This window comes from Staphylococcus hominis subsp. hominis (assembly GCF_002901845.1).
Lineage (GTDB): Bacteria > Bacillota > Bacilli > Staphylococcales > Staphylococcaceae > Staphylococcus > Staphylococcus hominis.
This window is the reverse complement of the sequence record NZ_PPQE01000030.1, coordinates 112473-138132: the sequence shown is the minus strand read 5'-3', so window position 1 is coordinate 138132 and position 25660 is coordinate 112473. Positions and strand designations below refer to the sequence as shown.

General features: G+C 30.1%; 25 protein-coding genes and 1 pseudogene. 16 read left to right on the top strand and 10 right to left on the bottom strand.

What is annotated here, in order from left to right; translation table 11 throughout:
- The first annotated feature begins 43 nt into the window (after window positions 1-43).
- Complete coding sequence (mqo, locus tag CD034_RS09850; RefSeq protein ID WP_037554322.1) at window positions 44-1522, top strand: malate dehydrogenase (quinone); 1479 nt, start codon at window positions 44-46, stop codon at window positions 1520-1522.
- A gap of 51 nt (window positions 1523-1573) precedes the next feature.
- Here mqo and CD034_RS09845 read toward each other — a convergent pair whose 3' ends face one another.
- Window positions 1574-2947, bottom strand: a complete 1374-nt coding sequence (locus CD034_RS09845; RefSeq protein ID WP_064206688.1) for a HAMP domain-containing sensor histidine kinase — start codon at window positions 2945-2947, stop codon at window positions 1574-1576.
- On the bottom strand, window positions 2940-3614 hold the full coding sequence (locus CD034_RS09840) for a response regulator transcription factor (RefSeq protein ID WP_002448578.1): 675 nt from the start codon (window positions 3612-3614) through the stop codon (window positions 2940-2942). Before CD034_RS09840 ends, CD034_RS09845 begins: the two co-directional genes overlap by 8 nt.
- Window positions 3615-3743: 129 nt before the next feature.
- Between CD034_RS09840 and CD034_RS09835 the strand changes: the two genes are divergently transcribed.
- A complete protein-coding gene (locus CD034_RS09835) occupies window positions 3744-4799 on the top strand; it encodes an ABC transporter permease (RefSeq protein ID WP_002448471.1) in 1056 nt (351 codons plus the stop codon).
- Window positions 4799-5464, top strand: a complete 666-nt coding sequence (locus tag CD034_RS09830; protein WP_002448319.1) for an ABC transporter ATP-binding protein — start codon at window positions 4799-4801, stop codon at window positions 5462-5464. Before CD034_RS09835 ends, CD034_RS09830 begins: the two co-directional genes overlap by 1 nt.
- 68 nt (window positions 5465-5532) lie before the next feature.
- On the opposite strand, the gene CD034_RS09825 is transcribed toward CD034_RS09830, so the two are convergent.
- Complete coding sequence (locus CD034_RS09825) at window positions 5533-6489, bottom strand: YdcF family protein (RefSeq protein ID WP_002454961.1); 957 nt, start codon at window positions 6487-6489, stop codon at window positions 5533-5535.
- 171 nt (window positions 6490-6660) lie between these two features.
- Here CD034_RS09825 and tcaR point away from each other — a divergent pair, with 171 nt between their 5' ends.
- The 3 genes from tcaR (at window position 6661) to tcaB (ending at window position 9812) form a co-directional block, all read left to right on the top strand.
- Entirely contained in the window at window positions 6661-7122 is a 462-nt protein-coding gene (tcaR, locus tag CD034_RS09820) for a MarR family transcriptional regulator TcaR (protein ID WP_002448483.1), read from the top strand.
- A gap of 99 nt (window positions 7123-7221) precedes the next feature.
- Entirely contained in the window at window positions 7222-8586 is a 1365-nt protein-coding gene (gene tcaA / locus CD034_RS09815; RefSeq protein WP_002448446.1) for a membrane-associated protein TcaA, read from the top strand.
- Between the two features lie 20 nt (window positions 8587-8606).
- Entirely contained in the window at window positions 8607-9812 is a 1206-nt protein-coding gene (gene tcaB / locus CD034_RS09810; RefSeq protein ID WP_002448360.1) for a putative multidrug effflux MFS transporter TcaB, read from the top strand.
- A gap of 54 nt (window positions 9813-9866) precedes the next feature.
- On the opposite strand, the gene CD034_RS09805 is transcribed toward tcaB, so the two are convergent.
- On the bottom strand, window positions 9867-10418 hold the full coding sequence (locus tag CD034_RS09805) for a TetR/AcrR family transcriptional regulator C-terminal domain-containing protein (RefSeq protein ID WP_002448470.1): 552 nt from the start codon (window positions 10416-10418) through the stop codon (window positions 9867-9869).
- Window positions 10419-10539: 121 nt separating this feature from the next.
- Here CD034_RS09805 and CD034_RS09800 point away from each other — a divergent pair, with 121 nt between their 5' ends.
- Together CD034_RS09800 and CD034_RS09795 are read left to right on the top strand one after the other, a co-directional pair.
- Complete coding sequence (locus CD034_RS09800; RefSeq protein WP_002448529.1) at window positions 10540-11187, top strand: HlyD family secretion protein; 648 nt, start codon at window positions 10540-10542, stop codon at window positions 11185-11187.
- Between the two features lie 12 nt (window positions 11188-11199).
- A complete protein-coding gene (locus CD034_RS09795; RefSeq protein ID WP_103288328.1) occupies window positions 11200-13293 on the top strand; it encodes a DHA2 family efflux MFS transporter permease subunit in 2094 nt (697 codons plus the stop codon).
- Window positions 13294-13371: 78 nt separating this feature from the next.
- Here the strand turns inward: CD034_RS09795 and CD034_RS09790 are convergent, their stop codons facing one another.
- Window positions 13372-14001, bottom strand: coding sequence for a hypothetical protein (locus tag CD034_RS09790; RefSeq protein WP_002448359.1), 630 nt, complete (start codon window positions 13999-14001; stop codon window positions 13372-13374).
- 192 nt (window positions 14002-14193) lie between these two features.
- Between CD034_RS09790 and CD034_RS09785 the strand changes: the two genes are divergently transcribed.
- Entirely contained in the window at window positions 14194-15093 is a 900-nt protein-coding gene (locus CD034_RS09785) for an alpha/beta hydrolase fold domain-containing protein (protein ID WP_064206691.1), read from the top strand.
- 52 nt (window positions 15094-15145) lie between these two features.
- On the opposite strand, the gene CD034_RS09780 is transcribed toward CD034_RS09785, so the two are convergent.
- Both CD034_RS09780 and CD034_RS09775 read right to left on the bottom strand, forming a co-directional pair.
- Complete coding sequence (locus tag CD034_RS09780) at window positions 15146-15562, bottom strand: hypothetical protein (RefSeq protein WP_077700107.1); 417 nt, start codon at window positions 15560-15562, stop codon at window positions 15146-15148.
- Window positions 15562-16041, bottom strand: a complete 480-nt coding sequence (locus CD034_RS09775; protein WP_002454968.1) for a thioesterase family protein — start codon at window positions 16039-16041, stop codon at window positions 15562-15564. The genes CD034_RS09780 and CD034_RS09775 overlap by 1 nt, the downstream gene beginning before the upstream one ends.
- A gap of 121 nt (window positions 16042-16162) precedes the next feature.
- On the opposite strand from CD034_RS09775, the gene corA reads away from it, so the two are divergent.
- Window positions 16163-17110, top strand: coding sequence for a magnesium/cobalt transporter CorA (corA, locus tag CD034_RS09770; RefSeq protein ID WP_077700106.1), 948 nt, complete (start codon window positions 16163-16165; stop codon window positions 17108-17110).
- Between the two features lie 34 nt (window positions 17111-17144).
- The gene (gene fni, locus CD034_RS09765) at window positions 17145-18194 is read left to right on the top strand and encodes a type 2 isopentenyl-diphosphate Delta-isomerase (protein WP_077700105.1); all 1050 of its coding nucleotides are present in this window, start codon (window positions 17145-17147) and stop codon (window positions 18192-18194) included.
- Window positions 18195-18254: 60 nt separating this feature from the next.
- Here the strand turns inward: fni and CD034_RS09760 are convergent, their stop codons facing one another.
- A complete protein-coding gene (locus CD034_RS09760; RefSeq protein ID WP_002454970.1) occupies window positions 18255-18863 on the bottom strand; it encodes a DNA-3-methyladenine glycosylase in 609 nt (202 codons plus the stop codon).
- A 294-nt stretch (window positions 18864-19157) separates the two neighbouring features.
- Between CD034_RS09760 and CD034_RS09755 the strand changes: the two genes are divergently transcribed.
- Both CD034_RS09755 and CD034_RS09750 read left to right on the top strand, forming a co-directional pair.
- Window positions 19158-19484 carry a YnfA family protein gene (locus tag CD034_RS09755; protein WP_002454971.1) on the top strand — a complete coding sequence of 109 codons (327 nt, stop codon included), beginning with the start codon at window positions 19158-19160 and terminating at the stop codon, window positions 19482-19484.
- A gap of 29 nt (window positions 19485-19513) precedes the next feature.
- Entirely contained in the window at window positions 19514-20524 is a 1011-nt protein-coding gene (locus CD034_RS09750) for an aldose epimerase family protein (RefSeq protein WP_077700104.1), read from the top strand.
- A gap of 55 nt (window positions 20525-20579) precedes the next feature.
- Here CD034_RS09750 and CD034_RS09745 read toward each other — a convergent pair whose 3' ends face one another.
- Complete coding sequence (locus tag CD034_RS09745) at window positions 20580-21236, bottom strand: MOSC domain-containing protein (protein ID WP_002454973.1); 657 nt, start codon at window positions 21234-21236, stop codon at window positions 20580-20582.
- A gap of 159 nt (window positions 21237-21395) precedes the next feature.
- Between CD034_RS09745 and CD034_RS09740 the strand changes: the two genes are divergently transcribed.
- On the top strand, window positions 21396-22085 hold the full coding sequence (locus CD034_RS09740; RefSeq protein WP_077700103.1) for a ribose 5-phosphate isomerase A: 690 nt from the start codon (window positions 21396-21398) through the stop codon (window positions 22083-22085).
- Window positions 22086-22351: 266 nt separating this feature from the next.
- Here the strand turns inward: CD034_RS09740 and sdpC are convergent.
- A pseudogene (gene sdpC / locus CD034_RS09735) lies at window positions 22352-23180 on the bottom strand (peptidoglycan release complex CPBP-like subunit SdpC); the annotation flags it as partial.
- A 258-nt stretch (window positions 23181-23438) separates the two neighbouring features.
- Here sdpC and hutG point away from each other — a divergent pair.
- Together hutG and CD034_RS09725 are read left to right on the top strand one after the other, a co-directional pair.
- Complete coding sequence (gene hutG / locus CD034_RS09730; RefSeq protein WP_103288326.1) at window positions 23439-24374, top strand: formimidoylglutamase; 936 nt, start codon at window positions 23439-23441, stop codon at window positions 24372-24374.
- A 155-nt stretch (window positions 24375-24529) separates the two neighbouring features.
- Window positions 24530-25648, top strand: coding sequence for an amidohydrolase (locus tag CD034_RS09725; protein WP_103288325.1), 1119 nt, complete (start codon window positions 24530-24532; stop codon window positions 25646-25648).
- Window positions 25649-25660 lie beyond the last annotated feature (12 nt).

The window sequence follows — 25660 nt, the reverse complement described above, 5'->3', positions numbered from 1 at the left end:
ATTTCGACTGAAGATGTGATTATAAAAGGGGGACTGGGTTGTTATGAGTATAGAACATAGCAAAACAGATGTCATCTTAATCGGTGGCGGAATAATGAGCGCAACATTAGGAACATTACTAAAAGACTTATCTCCAGAAAAGGAAATTAAAATTTTCGAAAAATTGGAACAATCAGGTGAGGAGAGTTCTAATGTATGGAATAATGCTGGAACAGGACATTCAGCTCTATGTGAATTGAATTATACAAAAGAAAATAAAGATGGCAGTATTGATGTAACAAAAGCAATTAAAATTAATGAACAGTTCCAAGTATCTAAACAATTTTGGGCTTATCTAGTTAGAACGGGTCAACTAGAACATCCAGGTAATTTTATTCAATCTGTGCCACATATGAGCTTTGTTAAAGGTATTTTAAACATAGACTTTTTGAAAAAACGTGTAAAAGCTTTAAAAGAAAATATTTTATTTCAAAAAATGGAAATCACAGAAGATCGAGATAAAATTGTTGAATGGGTGCCGTTAATGGTAGAAGGTAGAACATCACCCGTTCCTATTGCATTATCTCGGGATGAAACTGGTACAGATGTAAACTTTGGAGCACTCACTAAAAAATTAATTTCTAATTTAAAAGAACATAAAGTAGATGTTACGTATCATCAAGAAGTTCAAAATATTGAAAGATTAAATAATGGTTATTGGAAAGTGACTGTCAAAGATTTGAAGTCTAATACAATTCACACGTTTGAATCTGAGTTTGTGTTCATTGGTGCTGGAGGAGCAAGTCTTCCACTTCTACAAAAAACTGGAATTAAGCAGTCTAAACATGTAGGTGGTTTCCCAGTAAGTGGTCTTTTCTTACGTTGTAAAAACAAAGACGTTATTGAACGTCATTATGCAAAAGTATATGGTAAAGCAGATGTTGGAGCACCGCCGATGTCTGTACCACATTTAGATACACGATTTGTAAATGGAGAACGATCTCTATTATTTGGACCGTTTGCAGGCTTCTCACCTAAATTTTTGAAAACAGGATCCAATTTAGATTTAATTCGTTCTGTTAAACCGAATAATATTGTGACGATGTTAACAGCAGGAGTTAAAGAGTTTAATTTAACTAAATACTTAGTTTCTCAATTAATGCTTAGTCATAAAGATCGAATGAATGATTTAAGAATCTTTTTACCGAATGCTAGAGACGAAGATTGGGAAGTTGTTATTGCTGGACAACGTGTTCAAGTGATTAAAGATACAGAAGATAGTAAAGGAAATTTACAATTTGGTACAGAGGTCATTACTTCTAATGATGGATCACTTGCAGCATTATTAGGTGCTTCTCCAGGAGCTTCAACAGCTGTCGATATCATGCTAGATGTATTAAAACGCTGTTACAAAAATGAATTTGATGCTTGGATTCCAAAAATTAAAGAGATGATTCCATCATACGGACTTAAACTTAATGAGCACGAAGAAGTTTATAACGCAGTAAATAAAGAAGTAAGAAAATATTTAAATGTGAAATAATCGAAAAAACAGGTAGTGTCATTTTTAACACTGCCTGTTTTTTCGATTAAGTTAAAATAGGATATGCGGAAATAGAATTTTAAATGTCGTGCCATTTTTAGAATCACTAGATACACATATTTTACCGTGATGTAAATCAATGATGGACTTAGTAATTGCTAGTCCTAAACCATTACTATTATCACTAGCATTGAGTTTATAAAAACGATCAAATAGATGTGGTATCGCTTGTTTAGAAATAGTTTGTCCTTCATTTGTGACCGCAAAAATAATATGATTATTTTCTTGATTCAAAGTAATATCGATAATGCCATTTATATCTGAATATTTAATAGCATTTTGAATTAGATTCGAAAATGCTTGATGTAAAAGGCGACGATTTCCCTGAAAATATATTTTATGCATATCAGATAATAACATCAATGATTTATCATCAATCGTGTATTGTTCATGTCGAATGATATCAGTAATGAGTGAAGATAATTCTAAATTATCGTCAACAGATAAGTGATTCGCATTATCTAATTCAGATAGTAATAGTAGTTCTTTTATTAAGTTACTAAGACGTGTAATTTCTAAATGAATATCATTGATTAAGCTATGACGTTCATCTTCTGAATGCGCAAATTGTAATTCAGTTAATAGTCTTTCAATATGTGTAAGAGGTGTTTTAATTTCATGTGAAACATTTTGAACAAAATGTTGACGCATGTCATCTAATTGTTTTAATGACTGACGCATGGTATCAAAACGAAACTGTAAAGTTCCAATTTCATCATGACGGGTATGAGAAATGGGTGTTTCAAAATTCCCATTCATTAATTGTTCGGTCGCCATTTTTAACTTTTTAATAGGTTTAATGATTGAGTATGTTGAAGCAATAACAAGTGAAATAGATATCAGCAATAAGAAAATAAGTAATACCAATAAAAATATTCTAAACTCGCCGAATGTTTTACCTATATCTGGTCGCATAAATACTGCTATAGGTTCATGGTCTTCATAAAATCTTATGCCCACAGTGTTATCAGTTTCATTATCAAAGAAACCTGTCACGAATAATTCAAAAGGTTTGTTTTTTATACCGTGATAATCATGACCACGCATAACTTGGTTAATAGATGATGAGGACAGTGTATCTTTTCTAAAAGGTTCACCATAAAATGTTTTTTGTCCTTGTTTATCGACGGTAACGATTTGATAATTCATTTGTCCTAAATGTTGAAAATAAGATTTTACGTATTTTGAAGGAAGTTGATGTTCATAAGTACGAGCTTCTTTTAACGTACGCATAATTTTAGTGTCATTATTTTCTTTGAGATTGAAATGATAATGTATATTTGCAATGAAAAAACTAACTAATGCACTAAAAATAATCACAGTAATAGTATAAATTGCAATGCGACTATATAGTGTTTTAAACATCTTTATTCACCTTGTATCCCTGGCCTCTTACTGTTTGAATTTCAATAGTTGCCTCTAATTTTTTTAACCGTGTTCTTAAACGCTTAATATGAACGTCTACTGTTCTTTCATCGCCTGTATAATCGAAACCCCAAATTTTTTCAATAATAGACTCTCTTGTGTAAATTTGTCTTGGATGAGTGCATAATAAAAATAGGAGTTGGAATTCTTTAGTAGGAAGATTCATTTTTTTAGATGCTACACTCACCTCCATAAATTCATCATTTAAAATGACATTTCCTATTTCAATCTTATTTTGCGTATTAATTTGATAACGACGCAAAACGGCACGAATTCTAAATAATAATTCCTTAATTTCAAAAGGTTTAGTTACATAGTCATCTGTGCCACTGACAAATGCACGTTCTTTATCACTTAATGCATCTCGTGCTGTTAGCATAATAACTGGTAATTGATAGCGATCTTTTAATAATTGACATAATTCAAATCCATCCATACCTGTCATCATAATATCTACAACTGCGATATCCACGCGATGATGATTAAGATATTTTAATGCTTGTTCTCCACTCGAATGTGTCACGGTTTTTATATGATCCGCTTCTAAATGTTTAGAAACGTAATGCAAGAGTTTTGGATCATCATCTACAATTAAACATTTTATCATTTACTTTTCGCTCCTTTTCTAATTATTATACGAATCTTTAAAATCTAAGACAATTTTCTTTGTTGTTCATATTCAGTTCATATTTACTCTCTATACTGTTTAATAAAGATAAATAGGGAGGAAAAAGAAATGAATTTAGCTTGGAAAGAAATAAAATTTTATAAGTTTCGATATATATTAATTATGCTAATCATCTTCTTACTAGGGAGTATGGTATTATTTATTAATGGTTTAGCTCAAGGTTTAGCGAGAGAAAATGTGTCATTTTTAAATAATCAAAATGCACAAACATATATTATTGAAAAAATGAAAGAACCTAAAATTGAAAAATCACAACTTGATTCAAATCAACAAAATAAGATAGAAGATATTATAAATCAACAAGCAACACATCTTGGACCACAAACATTAAAATTAAAACAACAAGATCAAGATATTCTTACGTTCTCTACTTCTAAAGAAGATCGTCCCTCTTTAAAAGAAGGTCGCTATCCTAATCATTCATATGAAGTTGCAATAAATGATAAATTAACGGGACAAGATGTAAAAAAAGGAGATATGATTAAGTTTAAAGGTCATAAAGAAGCTTATAAAGTAAGTGGTATTATTGAAGATACAATGTATTCTCATAGCTCAATGGTTATGATGAATCATTCAGATTTTAAAGCACTTAATAAAAATTATTCTACATTCTACCCAGTTAAAGAATTAAGTAAAAAAGATAAAAATAGAATTAATGATATTTCTAATGTAACAACTGTTAGTGAAAAAACATTGACTGATAACATTGCAAGTTACCAAGCAGAACAAATGCCATTGAATTTAATGATCATTAGTTTGTTCGTGATTACAGCAATTGTATTAAGTGCATTTTTTTATGTTATGACCATTCAAAAAATCTCACAAATAGGTATATTAAAAGCAGTAGGTATTAAAACGAGACATTTATTAAGCTCATTAATTATAGAGATTATTTTAACTACCATGGTTGGTGTTATTTTAGCCACAGTACTTATTTTAATATTAAGTTTAATTATGCCAGTTACGATGCCATTTTATTTAGGTTACGGTACAATTTTATTAATGATTGTTATTTTTCTTATTGTAGGATTTATCGGTGCCTTACTATCATTTATCAAAGTAGTAAAAGTGGATCCAATTGATGCTATTGGAGGTATGGAATAATGACATTAAAACTCGAACATATTAGTAAAACATTTGGAGAAGGTTCAGCGAAGACAAAAGTATTAAAAGATATTAATTTAGAAGTTCAACCAGGAGAGTTTATTATTTTAAATGGTGCATCAGGTTCAGGTAAATCGACATTATTAAATATATTAGGTGGGTTGTTAACACCTACTGATGGTAAGATATTATATGAAGGTCATGACTTATATTCAAATTATAAAAATAGTACAGAATTAAGACTTAATGATATTGGTTTTATTTTTCAAGCGTCACATCTTGTGCCTTATCTAACGGTTGAAGAACAACTCACTGTTATTGCTAAGGAAGCGGGAGTAAATAAAAAAGAAGCCGTTTCAAATGCTAAATATTTATTAACAGAAATTGGTCTCAAAGATCGTTTGAATGCATTTCCACATATGTTATCAGGAGGAGAAAAGCAACGTGTAGCAATTATGCGTGCCTTTACAAATAATCCTAAAATCATTCTTGCAGATGAACCAACAGCAAGTTTAGATGCAAGTCGTGCTACGAAAGTAGTAGAGATGATTAAGGAACGTATAAAATCTGAACAGATGGTAGGTATTATGATTACACATGACGAGCGATTATTTGACTATGCTGATCGCGTTGTAAAATTAGAAGACGGCAAAATACTTAATTAAAAGTGAATAGTATTCATACTATGGAAAAGTCTGGATCATATAAGAAAATGATCCAGACTTTTTGTATATTAAAGTAATATCCAAATTGACGCTATAAATACTCCGACTAAATACAAAGTCAAAAGTAATTTATATTGATATATAAGTGCAAGAAAATCTCGTAAGAGCGCTTTATCTAGAAAATGATAAGGCGTTGAACTTCCTAATCCTATTATTTTTATATTTAACTTTTGTGCAAAACGTAAGGCTCTTAAAATATGAAATTGACTCGTCACGCATAAAATACTAGGGACATTTTCAAACGATGTATTAATGAAAGATTTAGAATATAAAAAGTTCTCATATGTACTGCTTGATTGTGATTCCATCAATATTGAAGAAGATGATACACCACATTTAATGAGATAATTCTTCATTGCTAAGGCCTCTGAAATTGGTTCGTCAGGACCTTGACCACCACTTACCAATATATTGCAATTATGCGACTGTACTTTATAGATTTCTAAAGCTCTATCCAGTCTAGAGGCTAGCATAGGAGTGACTGTTTCATTGAATATACCTGCGCCAAGTATAAGAATCATATCATATTGTTTATGGGTTTTAGCACGTTCAAATGCAGAAGAAAAAATTAAATATATAATGAAAGCGTAACAAGCACTAAATAAAATTAAAGCAATCCATAAAAACATGCCATTTAAAATAGGTAATGGTATTGTACTAAGATATATAAATATACCAATAAATAAGACACCATTTATTAATCTACGAAACATTTTATTTAAGAAACAGGTTCCTTTTTTAATTTTGAATAGATGAGAATGTTTGACAAGCAAACCGATGGTAGAAATGATAATTAATATAAACAATCCAGTTGGTAGGGTCATGGTCATGATATTAATGAGACTAATGGTGAAACATAATATCACGCTTGTAATAAAAAAAGAAAGAGAGATAAAGTGTCTTATATTAAACAAAACACTTAGGATAATAATTAAAACAATAAATAATAAAATGATTGCTAGCATATTTGATAACCTCATATCTATTTATATATTTAAATGTAATGAAAGGGTCACAATTTAGCAACTATTATATTTTTCTATTTGTTTTCAACGTGGAAAATTATTGATATTATTTAACAGAGTATAAAAATTAACTGCACAATATATGAAATTATTTAAGTAAGGAGATTTGTAATGAGTAGAATCTCAAAAAATCATATTGAATTTATGAAACATTTCATAGATGAGACAAATACATTAACGTCTAAACTTTTAAAAGATCAACAAGTAAAATATGGTGTTTCTACTGAACAATCGAATGTACTACGATTACTCAGTCATCATCAAGCTTTATCTATAACGGAAATTACTGAAAAACAAGGGGTTAATAAAGCGGCAGTAAGTCGTCGTATAAAAAAATTAATAGAAAGTGACTTTGTTGCATTACAGAAGCCTAACAATAAAATAGATCAACGCTTAAAGTATATTGTTTTAACAGAGAAAGGGCGCCAATATACGGAAGAAAATAACGAAATTATAAGTCAAATTGTGAATGATATGGTTAAAGACTTATCTAGTAAGGATATAGAAAAAGCTCTGAGTGTGCTTTATATTATAGATGAACGTGTGAAGCATTTTAATGCTAAGGTAAAATAAACGTTAATCGGAAATTATCTCCACAAGAAAAAAGAGTTATAATATTTGTGTGAAAAATATAAATGACATTGCATCTTATGAGAGGAAGTTGATGACAAAATGAAACAATGTCCTTATTGTGGACAAGAATTAAATAAAAGTGATAGGCAATGTTCTAATTGCGGAAATATGATACCTAAAGAAAAAAATAAAGCAACATCGTCCTCTCAATCAGAACAATCTAATTTAAAATTTAAAAAGTTTATTCCTTGGGTCATTATAACTTTCATTATTATTTTAATTGGTATTGTTTTCATACTATTAAAAAATTTCAATTCTCCCGAAGCTCAAACCAAAATTCTTGTAAACGCAATTGATAACAACGATGCTCAAAAAGTAGCTACGTTAATTAGTACTAAAGATGTTCCTGTAGATGATGAAGAAGCAAGTGTTTATATTCAATATATTAAAGATGAAGTTGGAATGATGAAATTTATTCATGATGTCAAACACACAACAGATAAATTAAATAAAAGTAATCATGATTCTGCCTATATACAAACAAAAACAGATAAAAATGTATTAAAAATTAGTAAAAATGGAACGCGTTTTTTAATCTTTAATAATATGAGTTATAGACCACCTACAAAAACTGTTATTGTTAAGCCGAAAATAGATACAAAATATGAATTTAAAGCTGGTGGAAAACGTAGAGTCATTCATGCAAAGGCGAATCAAGCAACTTCTATTGGTAAATACATTCCAGGTGTTTATGCTATCGATGCTGAAAAAGACACAGAATATGGTCATTTTACAGGTCAAATGAAATTTGATTTTAGATATGCTAAAGGAAATACTGTGGAGGTTAATGAGAACTTTAACGAAGCTTCACTTAAAGTTAAATTAAAGGGTAAAAGTGACTTAGATAAAAATACATTGAAAGTAACTATTAATGATAAAGAAATGAAATATGATGCATCAAAAATATATGGTCCATATCCTCAAAATAAAGACATTAGTGTTTCAGCTACAGGTATGGTTAAAGACAAAACATTTACGTCTACAAGTAAAACAATAAAAGCAAAAGATTTAGGAAACATTAATAGTGCAATACTAGATTTTGATGAAGATAAAATTTCTGATTATGTTTCAAAGAAAACTGAAGAAGAAAACATACTTAGAGTTACGTTAGAACCATTTTTTAATCAATATACCTATGCGCTAAATTATGCTATTAATCAACAAAATTTTGAGATAATAAGTCCATTTCTAAAAAATAAGTCTGATGCATATATAGATATAAAAAATCATTTAAGTGATTCAAAGCATTTTGAATTCTCACAGTTGTTAAGTGCAACTCAAAGTGGAGATATTATTAAAGCTAAAGTACAACAAATTAATCAACGCGGAGAAATAGAATATGTCACTTATGAAATAGAAGAAGATAAAGATAATGGAATATTACAAATCATAAACATTAAATAGATTCTAAGGAGAATATTTAAATGGAACAAAGACATAACCAAGATAAGCATTCCTTGTTATTTATTATTATTCTAGGTATGTTGACTGCTATAGGACCGTTAGCGATTGATATGTTCTTACCTGGTTTACCTGAATTGAAAAATGATTTTAACACTACGACAGCTAATGCTCAATTGACACTATCGTTTTTTATGATTGGTCTTGGAATTGGTAATTTATTTGTAGGACCGATTTCCGATAGTGTGGGGCGTAAGAAACCTTTAATTATCGTTATGACCATTTTTACTCTTGCAAGTCTCGGAATCATATTTGTTCATAACATATGGCTTATGATTATCTTAAGACTTTTACAAGGTATTACCGGGGGAGGCGCGGCAGTTATTTCAAGAGCCATTGCAAGTGATTTATATAAAGGTAATGAATTAACTAAATTTCTATCTTTATTAATGTTAGTTAATGGTGTTGCACCGGTTATTGCGCCTGCGCTTGGAGGTATCATTTTAAGTGTAGCAGTTTGGAGAGTCGTATTTGTTATATTAACTATCTTCGGTATATTAATGATAATGGGAAGCCTAACAAAAATACCAGAATCTTTAAGTTTAGAGTATAGAGATAGCAGTGGTATCAAAGTGATATTTCAGAATTTTAAAAGCTTATTAGGTACACCACGATTTGTACTACCCATGCTAATACAAGGTGTTTCATTTATTTTATTGTTTAGTTATATTTCTGCTTCACCGTTTTTAGTTCAAAAAATTTATGGTGTATCCCCACTGCATTTTAGTTGGATGTTTGCTGGAATAGGAATAACATTAATCATCTCTAGTCAATTAACAGGAAAACTAGTAGATTATATTCATACGCAAACACTTTTAAGGTTATTGACATGTATCCAAATTATTGGTGTATGTATTGTTTCGTTAACGCTCATCCAACATGGACCATTCATTTTTTTAGTGATTGGTTTTATAACATTAGTAGCTCCAGTTACAGGTGTAGCTACTTTAGGGTTTTCTATTGCGATGGAGGAAAGTACCACTGGTAATGGTAGTGCTTCGAGTTTATTAGGGCTTGTGCAATTTTTATTTGGAGGTATTGTTACACCTTTGGTAAATGTAAAAGGGGAATATAACAGTACACCTTATCTAACAATCATTATTAGTGCAATTGTGATCCTTATTATTTTACACCTTATTAATTTTAAAGTGTTTAAAACAAAAAGATAAATAAATAGGGAGCAAAACAAAATTTAATTTGATTCTGTCTTGCTCTCTTCTTTATTATCTTTGTAACTTAATTGTATTGGATAATAAAGAATTTGCTACTTCTTTAGGACTTTCTTGGCAACCGCTTCTTAGCCAGTAAAGAATTACTCCAATTTGACCGCTAATTGTATAAGAAATAAAAAGCTCTCTATTTTGAATTAAAGTTTCATTTTCAGTTAAAATCTTATCGTAATATTTCTTGGTAATATCTAAGTAGTCCATAACTAAACTTCTATTTGGATTTGAGATAAAAATAGCGTGAAAAAAAGATTTCTTTCTATATATATATTTGAGAATAATATGGAAGAACTTAAATACTTTTTCAGGCTCTTTTTTTATATTGTGAAAATTATTAGAAAGTGCTTTTAATAATTTTTCATACTTATTTAAATGGTAACTTTGGATTGTAGACAATAAGTCGTATTTATCCTGAAAATTATCATAAAAGGTTGAACGATTAATTTTACATTTTGCACATATCATTTTAATTGAAATTTGTTCGAAAGGATAATCTTCTAGCAAATCGATCATACTTATTATAATTTTATATTTCGCTTTTAATTTCATGTATGTCACCTAAATTAAAAAGAATAACCGACAATTTTTTAAGTTTTGTTGGTGTTTTTTTTATTGATATGTCTTTATAATATATAAAGTGATTTTTAAAAGCAAATAGGAGGAAAGTTCAATGAAGAAAATGGTGTTAATCAATATCATTACTATCGTTGCTTTAGTTATTATCGGAGTAGTTGGATTTTATTTCTATCATAATGCAACTAGCTATGTAACAACTGATAATGCTAAAGTTGACGGTAATCAAATTAAAATTGCGAGTCCAGCATCTGGACAAATTAAATCTTTTGACGCAAAACAAGGCGATAAATTGAAAAAAGGTGACACAGTGGCAGAAGTAACTGCTCAAGGTCAAGATGGTCAAACTCAAGATCAAAAAATTAAAATGCCACAAGATGGTACAATTGCTAAAACTGATGGAATGGAAGGCTCTATCGCTCAAGCAGGTTCACCAATTGCTTATGCATATAATTTAGATGATTTATACATTACAGCTAATATCGATGAAAATGATTTAAGCAGCATTGAAAAAGGCGATAAAGTTGATGTAACAATCGACGGTCAAGATTCTAAAATCGATGGTAAAATTAAAGAAATCGGAAAAGCAACTGCAAATAGTTTCTCATTAATGCCATCATCAAACAGTGACGGTAACTATACTAAAGTTTCACAAGTGATTCCTGTGAAAATTTCTTTAGATTCACAACCATCTAAAAATGTTGTTCCTGGAATGAACGCTGAAGTTAAAATCCATAAAGACTAAGGAGGTCATAAAATGACAGTGACCTTCATTATTGGATATATCGTTGCAGCGGTCATTTTAGTTGGTTTAATTAATTTATTCGTGTTGAAATCACGTAATAAATCTAAGTTAAATCAATCAAAGGGACAACAAGTAAATGAAGAATCTAAGAGTCAAAATAATCCATCTAAATTTAAAATGAGTGACTTAGAACAAAATAACGATGCAAAGAATGCATCATCTTCTCAGATCAGTGAAGAGAAAAAACGTTACTTTAATAATGATCAATCTCATTATAAGGAAGATAACGATATCAATAATGATAAAAGAAAAAATCATTTTGAAGAAGAACAAGAGCAACAAGATTCATCTTCAGAACAAATTCATCCTGAGCAAAAGCAAACTTCATATTCCTTACACTACTCAGACGATGAACAACACAATGCTCATGCTGAAGATACAGTAAACCATAATGATAGAGATGTTAATAATCAACATCTTTCCAAAGATCCTATTTATGAACCTATTAATCCTGATTCCCAAGAAGGACGTGTGAACGAACGTATAAAAGACCAAACACAAGATTTTGTCTTCGGTGCAGGGATTACAAGAGGTAAAATTTTAGCTGCTATGTTGTTTGGTATGTTTATCGCAATTTTAAACCAAACATTACTTAATGTAGCTTTACCTAGAATTAATACAGAGTTCAATATTTCTGCTTCAACTGGGCAATGGTTGATGACAGGATTCATGTTAGTAAATGGTATTTTAATACCAATAAGTGCGTTTTTATTTAATAAGTATTCATATCGTAAGCTATTTTTAATAGCGCTTTTATTATTTACAATCGGCTCATTAGTTTGTGGTATTTCAACTAACTTCCCAATTATGATGGGAGGACGTGTTTTACAAGCAATTGGTGCAGGTATATTAATGCCATTAGGATCTAATGTAATTGTTACTATTTTCCCACCTGAAAAACGTGGTGTGGCAATGGGAACAATGGGTATTGCAATGATTCTTGCTCCAGCGATTGGACCAACATTATCTGGTTACATCGTCCAAAATTATCATTGGAATGTTATGTTCTATATGATGTTTATCTTAGGATTACTTGCTTTCTTATTTGGATTAGCATGGTTCAAAATTTATCAAAAAACAATCAATCCCAAAGCAGATTATCGTGGTATCGTATATAGTACAATTGGATTTGGTGCTTTATTATATGGCTTTAGTGAAGCTGGTAATAAAGGATGGGGTTCAACTGAAATCATTATAATGTTTATAATTGGTGTTGTGTTCATCATCTTATTTGCTATTCGTGAATTAACAATGAAAGCACCAATGCTTAATTTAGAAGTGCTAAAATCACCAACATACACGCTTACTACTATTATAAATATGGTAGTAATGATGAGTTTATTTGGAGGTATGATTTTATTACCATTATATCTTCAAAATTTACGTGGTTTCTCAGCATTAGATTCTGGTTTACTATTATTACCAGGTTCATTATTAATGGGTGTATTAGGACCTGTTGCTGGTAAATTACTTGATACTATTGGTCTTAAACCACTTGCTTTATTCGGTATTGCAGTGATGACTTACGGAACATATGAATTAACAAAACTGAATATGGATACTTCTTATCTTCATATTATGAGTATTTATGTAATACGTTCGCTAGGTATGGCATTTGTTATGATGCCGTTAATGACTGCAGCTATCAATGCTTTACCACCTCGCTTAATTTCTCATGGTAATGCGTTCTTAAATACGATGAGACAATTAGCTGGTTCAATTGGTACTGCAATTCTTGTTACTGTAATGACAACTCAATCTACAAATCATCTTAATGCATTTGCAACTGAATTAGATAAAACTAATCCAGTCATTCAAGATCATGTACGTGAAATGGCAGCGCAATATGGAGGTCAACAAGGCGCAGTACAAGTTATCTTGACTTATGTAAATAAATTAGCCTCAATTGAAGGTATCAATGATGCGTTTTGGATTGCTACAGCATTAAGTGTCTTAGCATTCATTTTAAGTTTATTCTTAAAAGGTAAAAAAGGTGCTGAAGCTGAACATGAGAGATTGATGAGTAAAGAAAGTAATAAATTTTAATAAATAAAAAAGGTATTGGACATATAAAACGTTCAATACCTTTTTTTATTTTATTAAATATAAAATGAGATTACATTTCTATTTGATTCTAGGATGACGATTTCTAAAGAAAAAGCTTATAAATAATAACGCTAAACTACTTGAAAGTAAAATCAGTGCATTGTGAATAGCATCTGCTTCAGTAATAATTTGATTTGGTGGTAAATCTAAGAAAAAGTGATGCAAGTTCTGAGAGATTTGCTTTCCTAACATTTGAATTGTATAACTAAAGGAAAAAGCAATCATTAACGCAACAGCGATAATGATGAAATTAATCACTTTTAAAATCGTTCTATTAAATACAATGGTTAAAATTGAAATAATCATGCTGCCAATACATAAAACGAAAAATATATTAAAGGCTAGAATAAATTTATCGATTACACCTTGTAAGTTAGCGACTTCACTAATATTAATATTGAGTGGTCCAATCTGAGTAGTTGTATTTTGAAAATTTTTAATCTCAGAGAAATCAATCGCTTGATTTGCAAGAACAAAATTTAGAATAGGTTGTTTATACATGCTATAACAAGTAATCCCTACAAGTATAAGAATGATGATATGTATAATTAAACTTATCCACGAATTTTTCTTTTTACCATAATAAGCTTGTTGGTTAACACGAGCATATGGGGGGCGGTTTGTTTGATATCTATTAGGGTTTTGCATTATTATTACTCCTTTGCCGTCATTCATTTGTTTTCTATAGTTGACTCATTTATACTGAATTTAATGTGTAATAGGCAATTATATGAACTAGATTGCTCATTTTTAATCATATAAATAGTATTATATCGTTTTTTTAGCTGTCTGTAATAAAGTTTGATTAATTTTACAAATTTATAAGGTAGGTAAAATGTTATGAAAACACGTATGGTAAATAGAATTGTTAATAAATATTTACTACATAATCGCTCAATTCAGTTTAAGAGTAAAGACGAGTTCGAATCGTTTATGGAGCGTAGAAAGGATATTAATAGAGCGAAACATAAGCAACCTCCCACTTTAAATGTGAAAGCAAATCTTGATAAATTATCTTTAGGAGATATGCAAGTGTTTAGATTTAATTTTCGTCACGAAACTAAAAAGAAAATTTTGTATATTCATGGTGGATACAACACATTACAACCTTCTCCATTCCATTGGAGATTAATGGACAAACTTGCACTTAACACTTTATATGAGGTCGTTTTACCGATATATCCTAAAGCACCAGAGTTTCATCTTAAAGATACATTTAAAGCAATTAATAATGTATATGAATCGTTATTAAGTGAAGTTAATAATGAAAACATTGTTATTATGGGTGATGGAACTGGTGGAGCACTTGCACTGAGTTATGTACAACAATTAGTAGAAAATGGCAAAACGTTACCATATAAAATATGTTTAATTTCTCCGATGCTTGATGCAACAATGACAAATCCTCAAATTACTGAAAATTTGGTTGAAAAAGATCGTTTTGTTAATATTCAAGGACTTCAAAATATAATGAATGTGTGGAGCGATAAAGAACCATTATCAAATCCTTTAATTTCTCCGATATATGGAATAAAACAAGGATTGCCACCAATTATAATGTTTGGTGGTGGTAAGGAAATTTATTATCCAGATATGCAACGTTTGGCATATGAATTGGAAACTTATAATCAATCTATACAATTTTTTGAGTATCCAAAAATGTTTCATGACTTTGCGTTATTCCCAATTCATGAATCTCATAAGGTGATTAAACAAATTAATAAGGCAATTCATGAATAATGATAAGGACTAAAGTAGAATTGAGTTAGATTTTACTTTAGTCCTATATTTTTTATATTGAATATTTATTGATTTGCAATAATAATTCACTAATAATATCATGCTGACCTTTACAATGATAATAAGTATCGAGAGATTGTGCCAACCTTAAGTTTTCTTCGGGTTCATAAGTTGTAGTATGTAATTCTATTACATTTAAAAGTTGTTGTTCAATGTCTTGAGAATATCTTTTTAGATTAGCTATTAAATCATTTTCATCCGTAGTCGTTTTAATTTCTCTATCTAATGTTTCTATCGCTTGTTTTTGTCCTTGGTAAAAACTGATATTAAATGTTCGTTGAATGAGCTCTTGACTTGGTCCATTCATAAATAATGAACGATTTTCATTTAATTCAATTAAATGTAGTTTAAGTGTATCACTAAGATCAAATAATGTGTTTTCTAAGATTTCAGAAATAGTCTCTGTCATTATGCCTCTCCTTTTTTTGGAATGCCGATTTGATGTCCTAATGATTTAGGCCAGCGCTGATCATATTGAGAATCATAGTATATTTGGATATTAGATTTATAGTGTGTGGGGAAAGAAGCAGGTCGGCGTGTTAAACGATTAATACCCATCATCATTATTTCGCTTGTTGCAGCTAAAGTTTCATCATTTTTAAATAATTCTAAAAAGAAGTGAACACGTTTTTCATCATAATCATAAATACGAACACGAACTGAAAACGATTCTTCGAAGTGTAATTCCTTTAAATAGGTTGTATGTTCTTCGACTGTAAACGTTGTATAATTAAGCGCTTCTCTTTCTTTTAATGATAAACCATTATAATGATTAAATTCACTAATAACTTCACTGAAAATTGAATTATATTCTGCATCGTGCATATGTTGGTTAAAATCAACTTGAGAAGATACTACGCTTTTATGAATAATAAATGGATAGTTCATAATATTTTATCCTTTCTTTGAAATTTTATAAAAATACTTTACTAACACAAAATAACACATACACAATATTTAATTCATGGTAGAATGATAACCGTATGGTTAAATAGGAGGAAACAGAAAGATGACCATGACAATTCGATATCAAACTAAGAACGAACCACTAACTCAAGTTGAACAGATCAGTGATGTGCCTAATGATGCTACTATTGTGTGGTTGGATTTTGAAGAGGCAACATCCGAAGAAAATGATTTTTTGATTGAAAACTATAATTTTAACTATTTAGAATTAGAAGATGCTATTAAAGGGGTACCACGAGTTAAATATAAATCTTATGATGATTACCAATACATGGTATTTCATAGTATGCATAAAGATAATTTTACTCCTATAGCATTGAACGTATTTCTAGACGGAAAAACATTAATTACTTATCATCAACATCATTTTGAATCGTTAATGGAAGTTGTCAAGATGAATGCTCGTAAACATGATCCAGATTTAGATTGTGCTGATATCGTTATACATATCCTTGATATGATGGTAGATAAATATTTTGATTTTGTTTATGCCATTGAAGATGAGGTATACAGCTTTGAAGATGCGCATGTAGATGATACACATAGTAAAAAAGTAATGGATAATGTCTTTCAATTACGTTCTAATCTTATAAAAATAAAACGTGTATTATTCCCAATGCAAGAACTTGTGAATACAATTAAGACTGAAGGTAACTTAATTGTAGATTATAAACATTCAATGTATATTCAACATATTGATGATCATATTATTAAACAAAATAATATTATTAGAACCTCTCAAGAAATGACAAATGAAATTCGAGAAAATTTTGAATCTTATTCTTCTTTTAGAATGAATAGTATTATGCAAGTATTGACACTCGTGTCAGTTATATTTTCTCCTTTAACATTTATAGTAGGCGTATATGGAATGAACTTTGAATATATGCCAGAGTTAAAATGGCACTATGGTTATTTTATTTGTTTAACTATAATGTTACTCATTTCAATTGCATTAATTCTCTTTTTTAAAAAGAAAAAGTGGTTTTAATATAGAACATAGTTTAAGGAAAGTAGGTTGTTACATGAGAGATATCCAAAGAGAGCAAAGAAAAAATGAACATGTAGAAATTGCAATGGCACAACAAGATGTCCCTCAATCAGATTTTGACCGTATGAGGTTTGTACATCATTCAATTCCAAATATCAATGTGAATCAAGTGGATTTAACGAGTCATACTTCAAATTTTGATATGACATTTCCCTTGTACATTAATGCAATGACAGGTGGAAGTGATTGGACTAAGACAATTAATGAAAAGTTAGCAGTCGTTGCTAGAGAAACAGGCTTAGCTATGGCTGTAGGATCTACGCATGCAGCTTTAAGAAATCCTAAGATGGCTGAATCATTCAGCATTGTACGTAAAACAAACCCTGGGGGCATTATATTTAGTAATGTAGGGGCAGATGTACCAGTAGATAAAGCTGTTAAAGCAGTTAAATTATTAGACGCACAAGCTTTACAAGTACATGTGAATGCACCACAAGAATTAGTGATGCCAGAAGGGAATAGAGAATTCTCGACATGGTTAGAAAATGTGGAGGCAATTGTTCAACGCGTAAGTGTACCTGTTATCATTAAAGAAGTAGGATTTGGCATGAGTAAAGAATTACTACAATCTTTAGTAAATATAGGCGTAACGTATGTAGATGTGAGTGGAAAGGGTGGCACTAATTTTGTCACAATAGAAAATGAGCGTCGTTCAAATAAAGACATGGATTACCTTTCAAATTGGGGCCAATCGACTGTAGAATCATTACTTGAAAGTATAAGTTATCAAAATAAACTAAATGTATTTGCAAGTGGTGGATTACGAACACCTTTAGATGCAATTAAAAGTTTAGCTTTAGGTGCAAAAGCTGTTGGCATGTCACGTCCATTTTTAAATCAAGTTGAACATGCTGGTATTACTAGTACCATTGAATATGTAGAATCATTTATAGACCATATGAAATCTATTATGACAATGCTAGATGCTAAAGATATTAATGATTTAAAACAAAGTAAAATTGTTTTTGATAGTAAGTTAATGTCTTGGATAGAGCAAAGACATTTAAAAGTTGAACGTGGATAATATTAATCGCTTTTGAAGAAGGACGACCTTTTCAAAAGCGATTTTTTATTGAATGAGGTGTTACTTCCATGTTTCTTCTGGTAATAGACAATCGGATTTTCTCATTCTAGAGACATATGGATTTCCTTTAACAGTATATCTTAAGTGTTTTTCTGTCCATTCACCTTTATTTGGGATACCTATACGTGCACTTTCTTCAATCTCTCTAGGAAATTTTCTATTCTTTACATCAATAGATAAACGACATTGATTAATTGTTGAACCATCTATTGCTCTAGGAATATTAAATGCTTTAGTCCACTTTCCCGGACCATTTGTAAGTTCGAAACCAGATTTATTTCGGTTGATTTTCATACCTTCGATACCATCATCAGGTTCAACTGCACGTATTAAGACACCTTCTGGAATACCTTCTTCACGTGTTACTAAATTAATAAGTAAATGCGTATGCATAACATGGCCATATATGGTTCCGCCACGTTCATATAAAGAAGTGACTTTAGGCGTTTGTTTCCCACCAAATCCATGTGCTGCTTTATCTTTAAAACCTAAATAAGCTTCTGTTTCGACGATATAGCCACTATAAGTTTGTGTATGATCTTGATAACTAATTTTAACGCCTAATAAAGATTTAGCCGTTTCAATTGTTGGTTTATTTACAAAGTCCAATATAAATACCTCTTTCTTTAAATGAATCATTTGGATGCTTGTTTAAACTTTTTAATAATTTTATTATAGTGGAAAATGATAGAGTTAGAAAATATTAAATGCATTGATAGAGAATCAAAAAACATCTAATAGATAACGTTTACATTTTTAAATTTATATAAAACCTATGGAATATTAATTAAAAAAGTGTAACAATAAGTATTGATGATAAAGTCAAAGTTTAAAAGTAATAGATGAAATTTAAAGCAGTTTGCTACAATGAAACTAACTTTTCAAAAGTTGGTGAATAAACAAATGATATATTCAATTTTTATTTTTGTATTATCAGGTCTCTGTGAAATTGGTGGAGGCTATCTAATTTGGTTGTGGTTAAGGGAAGGGCAATCAAGTTGGTTAGGATGTATTGGTGGACTAGTACTTGTCTTATATGGTGTGATTGCTACATTTCAAGTGTTTCCAACCTTTGGACGTGTCTATGCAGCATATGGTGGAGTGTTTATTATAATGAGTATCATATGGTCATTTGTATTTGATAAACAAATTCCAGATAAGTATGATGTCTTAGGTGCTGTTGTATGCATTATTGGCGTATTAATAATGATTTTACCAAATAGAGCCTGATCAAGCGTGTTGAGAGGGAGACGTAAGTAATGATAGTTGAAGTAGAGAATCAAAATCATGGTATAGATTTAATTAAAATAGATAATGACGATACGTATATTGTATTTACAAACTATGGAGCAAGAATTGTTTGTTGGAAATATCATGATAATAATATTGTGTTAGGTAATAAGGTAGAAGCGGATGAATTTTACCCCGAAAATCCATATAAATTTGGAGCTACTATTGGTCGATATGCAGGACGTATTGAAAATGCTTCTTTTAATTTAAACAACAAATATTATCAATTGGAAGCAAATGAAATGACTAATCAACTTCACGGTGGTAGTAATGGTTTAGACAGACGATTGTTTGATTATGAAATACAAAATAATATAACAAATATTAAAGTTATATTTAAACTTCAGATACAATCAAAAGAGGATGGTTATCCTGGAGATATGATGATTAAGGTTATACATACATATGATGTTGAACATCGCTGGACGATTGAATATAAAGCAACATCAAATGAAGATACATTATTCAATCCTACAAATCATGTGTACTTTAATCTAAATAGAGATAATAATGTCATTGATAATCACTCTATAATAAGTGAACAATTAAAAATGTATCCTATTGATCAGAATCATCTTATTTCCAGTCAACAACCTATTGATTTATTAGAACGATTTAATCATCGTCCTATTCAATTTCAAGATATTTTTAATTCTGAAGATAAACAAATTAAAGAACAAATACATTTTAATAAAGGACTCGATCATCCATTTGATATTGGTCATCATCGTCTTATCGTTGAAAATAACGAGTTTGCGTTAGATGTAGAAACAACAATGACTAATATAGTGATTTTTACTTTTAACGATACATCAGAATGGAAGAGTGAGTTTAATATTTATAAACCTCATTCAGGTGTAGCGCTAGAAACACAATACTTACCTAATGATATTAATAATGAGGGTAATAAAGCTAAATCAATTCTAAAAGCTAATGTTCCATTTTATGCGAAGACAATATATCATATTTCAGAAAAATAACTTTATTTTTATTCAGAAACATACCACTATGACATTAAGTGATAGAGGTATGTTTTTATTTATTCATTGCTTTTTCTTTTAATAATTTCAATTTTTCAATACGTTTAGGAGATAAGTAAGGATTATTAATAGCTTGATTTAAACGGTCTATATTTTCGCGGTCATTATAATAAATATCATTCAAATTTTGAACAGATAAGCGTGTAGGAGATTCGGCAGTTTTAAGGAGTAATAAATGATCTTGTTGCTGCACATAACCTTCTTTTAAAACACGCATATAAAATCCTGTTTTACCGGAGGATGACATCCGCTTAACTAAATGTTTAATACCATACTTTCTTTGAATCTTCCAGCAAGGTTCTCGTATTTCAGAAACTTCTACAATTGCCTCTCCTAATTGATATTGATTTCCAAAATACACATCATTTTCATCAAGGTCAACGAGAGTTAAATTTTCACCAAACATTGCATAATCAGGTAGTATATTAATATCATTTTTATACATTGCATAATTTTCCTTACTAAAACAACAAACAGCTTTGTGTGGACCACCATGGTCTTTATAAGCTTGTTCATCCTCACTGAACCCTGTATAAGATAACCACATTTTTCCAGAAAACATTGTTTTATTTAAAGCAGAATGCATTGGACGTTTTTGATCATAGTTTAAAGTTTCAATTTTACCAGTTGAAATAGCATATACCGGAATCATGTTATGCTCTCCTTTTTTATAATATCTGTTATTTTACTATATTTTTAAAAAGTATAAAAATTTTTTTGATAAATTAAATGAATGTAAAATAGACCTAGGTATTTTAAAAAGGCTAGTGTAAAATAATAAATGAGTATATGAAAAGGAGTTATAGTACCGATGAAGGATGCGAAAGAACTCAAATTAATGACGACAGATGATGCAGTGGCTCAAATTCAAGATAATATGATTCTTGGAATTGGAACAGGAAGTACAATTGAACTATTGATCCCTAAGATTGCAGAGCGTATTCAACAAGATAATTTAAATGTTACAGGTGTATGTACATCTAATAAAAGTGAATTTCTTGCTAAACAATATAATATTAATGTGGTTGATATTAATGATATTACTTATATAAATTTAGCTATTGATGGTGCAGATGAAATTGATTCAGATTTAAACCTTATTAAAGGAGGCGGAGGTGCCTTATTCAGAGAGAAAGTCATTGATGAAATGGCAAGAAAATTTATCGTTTTAGCAGACGAAAGTAAAATGGTAAATTACTTAGGTGAAACCTTCAAATTACCTATTGAAGTTGATAAATTTAACTGGTTACTTGTATCTAAAAAAATTGAAGCATATCATGATATCTCAGTCGAACGAAGAATGAATGAGGATATACCATTTATTACAGATAATGGAAATTATATTTTAGACTGTGAATTAAAAAGTAAGATAGATCCTTATCAATTACATGAATTTTTAATTCATCTCACAGGTGTGCTAGAAACAGGTTATTTTTTAGATATAACAACACAAGCGATTATTGGCACTCAAGAAGGAATTAAAGTAATTAATAAAAAGTAAAAAAGAGAGGAACATTTTTAAGTTCCTCTCTTTTTATTTATTAGATTTATTGATATTATTGATTTCTTCTTTTACATCATCCACTACAGATGAGCGTCTATCTTCTGCATATTTAGAAGATGATTTTAAATGATGATCACCGTCTTGGACTTCAGATTCATTAGTCTGTGTATGAGTCACATTATTTTCTTGTAACGATTGATGTAACGTTTCTTTTTTGTCCAATTCACTATTAGATGTCTTATTTGAATCATCTGTGTCATCATTTACATGGTCTAAATAATTATTAGGTTCTACTTCATCTAATGATTGGTTTGTTGTTTTATATAAGATAAAGCGAATGACTAAACTTAAAAGAATGAAAATAATACCAACAATTGTAGTACTTAAAGCAATGACTTTCATAGAGAATAAGTCACCAGTTTCTTCGCTAAATAAGAATACTTGAGCAAATGTCATTGCAGCATGGAATAGCATTGCAATATAAATCGTACGACCTTTAGTTGCTCTGATTAATTCACCCACAATCATTGAAAACATAAATGTATATAAGAAGTGATAACCTGCATATTGCATTCCATATGTCGTGTTAATAGTCCAAATAGAATACATTAAACCTACAATGATTGAAGCAAAAAATGTATTGACTTTACTTTCAACAATATTTTGTAAATATGAACGGAATCCAAATTCAGCAAAGAAAGCCATGAAAATATGACCAATAATAATTGTAAATACAGATACTGATAAATCATTGGCTTGTAATAAAATAAAACTATCAGCAAATCTATTGAAACTCATCATTCCAATAATAAAAATAATGAGCGGTAAAATTAACGCAAGTATTATACGTTCAATAACTCTAATATCAATAGAGAAATTCAAACCAGCTAGTTGAGTACGCTTATTTTTAAATGCAATAATACAAATTATTGCAGCAATAAATGGCGCTAAATTATTAATACTAAACACAAAACGTTTAATACCAATAGATGCTTGAAAGTCTCGCAGGATTAAAGACAATGCCATTGTAACAACGAAAAATACAAAAATTGTTAAAGCCCATTGAAATCCTGAAATACGTTTCGTCTTCATGTATGTAACCTCCATTAGGGTAACCATATATATATTCTTTCCTTAATATTATACATATTACAAGGGGATAAATAAATTGTCCATTTTAAATATCATTAAAATGTAATAGTATTGAATTATTTTTAAATTTTTGAAACTAATATTTAATGTCTGAATCATAAATTAAAGGGTGAATAATTTAATAAAAATGGGTATTGATTGTATAAAATATGTTATATGATTAAGGTAACCTTAAATAATTAGGAGGCATCTATTATTATGTACAGTAAAAGCAATCCAAAACTATGGAAAGGAAGAGTAGATAGTCAAAATGATCCTAAGCAGTTTAAGCATTTTCAGACCGTCACATTTGCTAATTTAGAAAATATAGACAATCGTTTTGATAAAGTTGGTGTAGGTTTGTTAGGCTATGCCGTTGATAAAGGGATTGAACTGAATGAAGGAAGAATGGGTGCTAAAAAAGGACCAGATGAAATAAAAAAAGCTTTTGCCCAATTACCGGATTTAAGTGAATGTGAATCTCTTGTTGATTATGGAAATGTAGAATATACAAAAGGTTCTCTAAGTGAAGTTCAAGAAGAAATGGGACATTTGGCTGCTCGAGTTATTCAACAGCATCACCAATCTTTTTTTGTTGGTGGAGGACATGATATCGCATATGCACAATATCTAGCAACGAGACACACTTATCCTGATGCTTCTATTGGCATTATTAATATCGATTCACATTTCGAGACGCGTGCTGATGTACAATCTAATTCTGGTACAATGTTCAGACAAATTTTAGAAAAAGATGATAATGTTGATTACTTAGTTTTAGGCTTGTCTCAAGGTAGAAATACACGTTCTCTATATGAATATGCTGAAGAAAAAGGAATTATCTATGTATATGCAGATGAAATTTTAAATGATTTGTCTCCAACCATTAAAGATAAAATTGAACGATTTATTCATCAGCATGAAACGATTATGTTTACAATTAGTATGGACGCCATCGATAGTGCATTTGCGCCTGGAGTAAGTGAACCTACTGTACTCGGATTGAATCCTCATTCTGTATTTGATATAGGTAAACGCGTCATATTAAGTGGAAAGACGTCTTCTATTAGTATTGCCGAAGTCAATCCAAATTATGATATTGATCATCGTACTGCTCAACTTGCAGCGAATTTTATTCACCATTTTATTGAGTAGTTATTTTAAAAATTGAAATGAACTTTTAAATAAGAGTAGTCCACATTCTAAGTAATGGGTATCTACTCTTATTTAGTTATAAGAAAAGTTTGATAATTATGATACTATAGACTATACAACATTTTATTGGACTTAGAGGAAGGGAAGTGACATTGATGACAAGTTTTAACGATGTTGTAAAATGGAGACGTATGTTTCATCAATATCCTGAGTTATCAAAATACGAATATAAAACGACGCAACGTATAAAAGATATATTAACTTCATACAATATTAAAATGATTGACATTCCAATGGAAACGGGTCTAGTAGCAGAAATAGGACAAGGAGAAAAGTGTATCGCGGTTCGTACTGATATTGATGCGTTACCTATTCAGGAGCAAGTTAGTCAAGATTTTACTTCTACTAATGATGGAGTGATGCATGCTTGTGGACATGATATTCACATGGCTAGTATCTTAGCTATTGCTACCAAGTTAAAAGAAGAAGAAGAACAATTAAATGGAAGAGTAAGGTTTTTATTTCAACCAGCCGAAGAACTTGGATATGGAGCTAAAGTCATGGCTAAAACCAATGCACTAGATGATGTACAAGCGATTATTGGATTTCACAATTATCCAACATTAGATATTGGAGAATTTGCCATTAAATCAGGTCCTATTACTTCTGCTGTAGATCGTTTTGAATTTAAAATTCATGGCAAAGGAGCTCATGCTGCCAAGCCAGAGCAAGGCAATGACCCTGTAATGGCGTTAGGGCAATTAATTACAAGTTTGCAAACAATTATTAGTCGTAATTTATCTGCCTTTGATAGTGCTGTCATTACAATAGGAGAAGTGTCTTCAGGTAATACTTGGAATGTTATAGCAGATAATGCTTATGTTCAAGGTACGGTACGTTCATTCAAACCTGACGTACAAGATTATATTGAACAACGTATGCATGACATTGCTAAAGGATTAGAACAATTATTTAATATAGAGATTGAATTAATTTATACACGTTTACCAGGCGCAGTTATTAATGACGTAGAGCTTACCAAACATGCTAAAGAAGCGGCAAAAAAAGTAGGATACACAGTAATTGATTTAGAACATCCGTATACAATTGGAGAAGATTTTTCTGGTTTATTAGAGCATCATCCAGGGGTATTTGCATTTATTGGATCGAATAGCGAATATGATTTACATCATCCAAAATACAATCCAGATGAACGTATTTTAGAAAAAATACCTGATTATTTTATAGAACTGATTTATCAATTATTAGCATAATATTTATTAGAA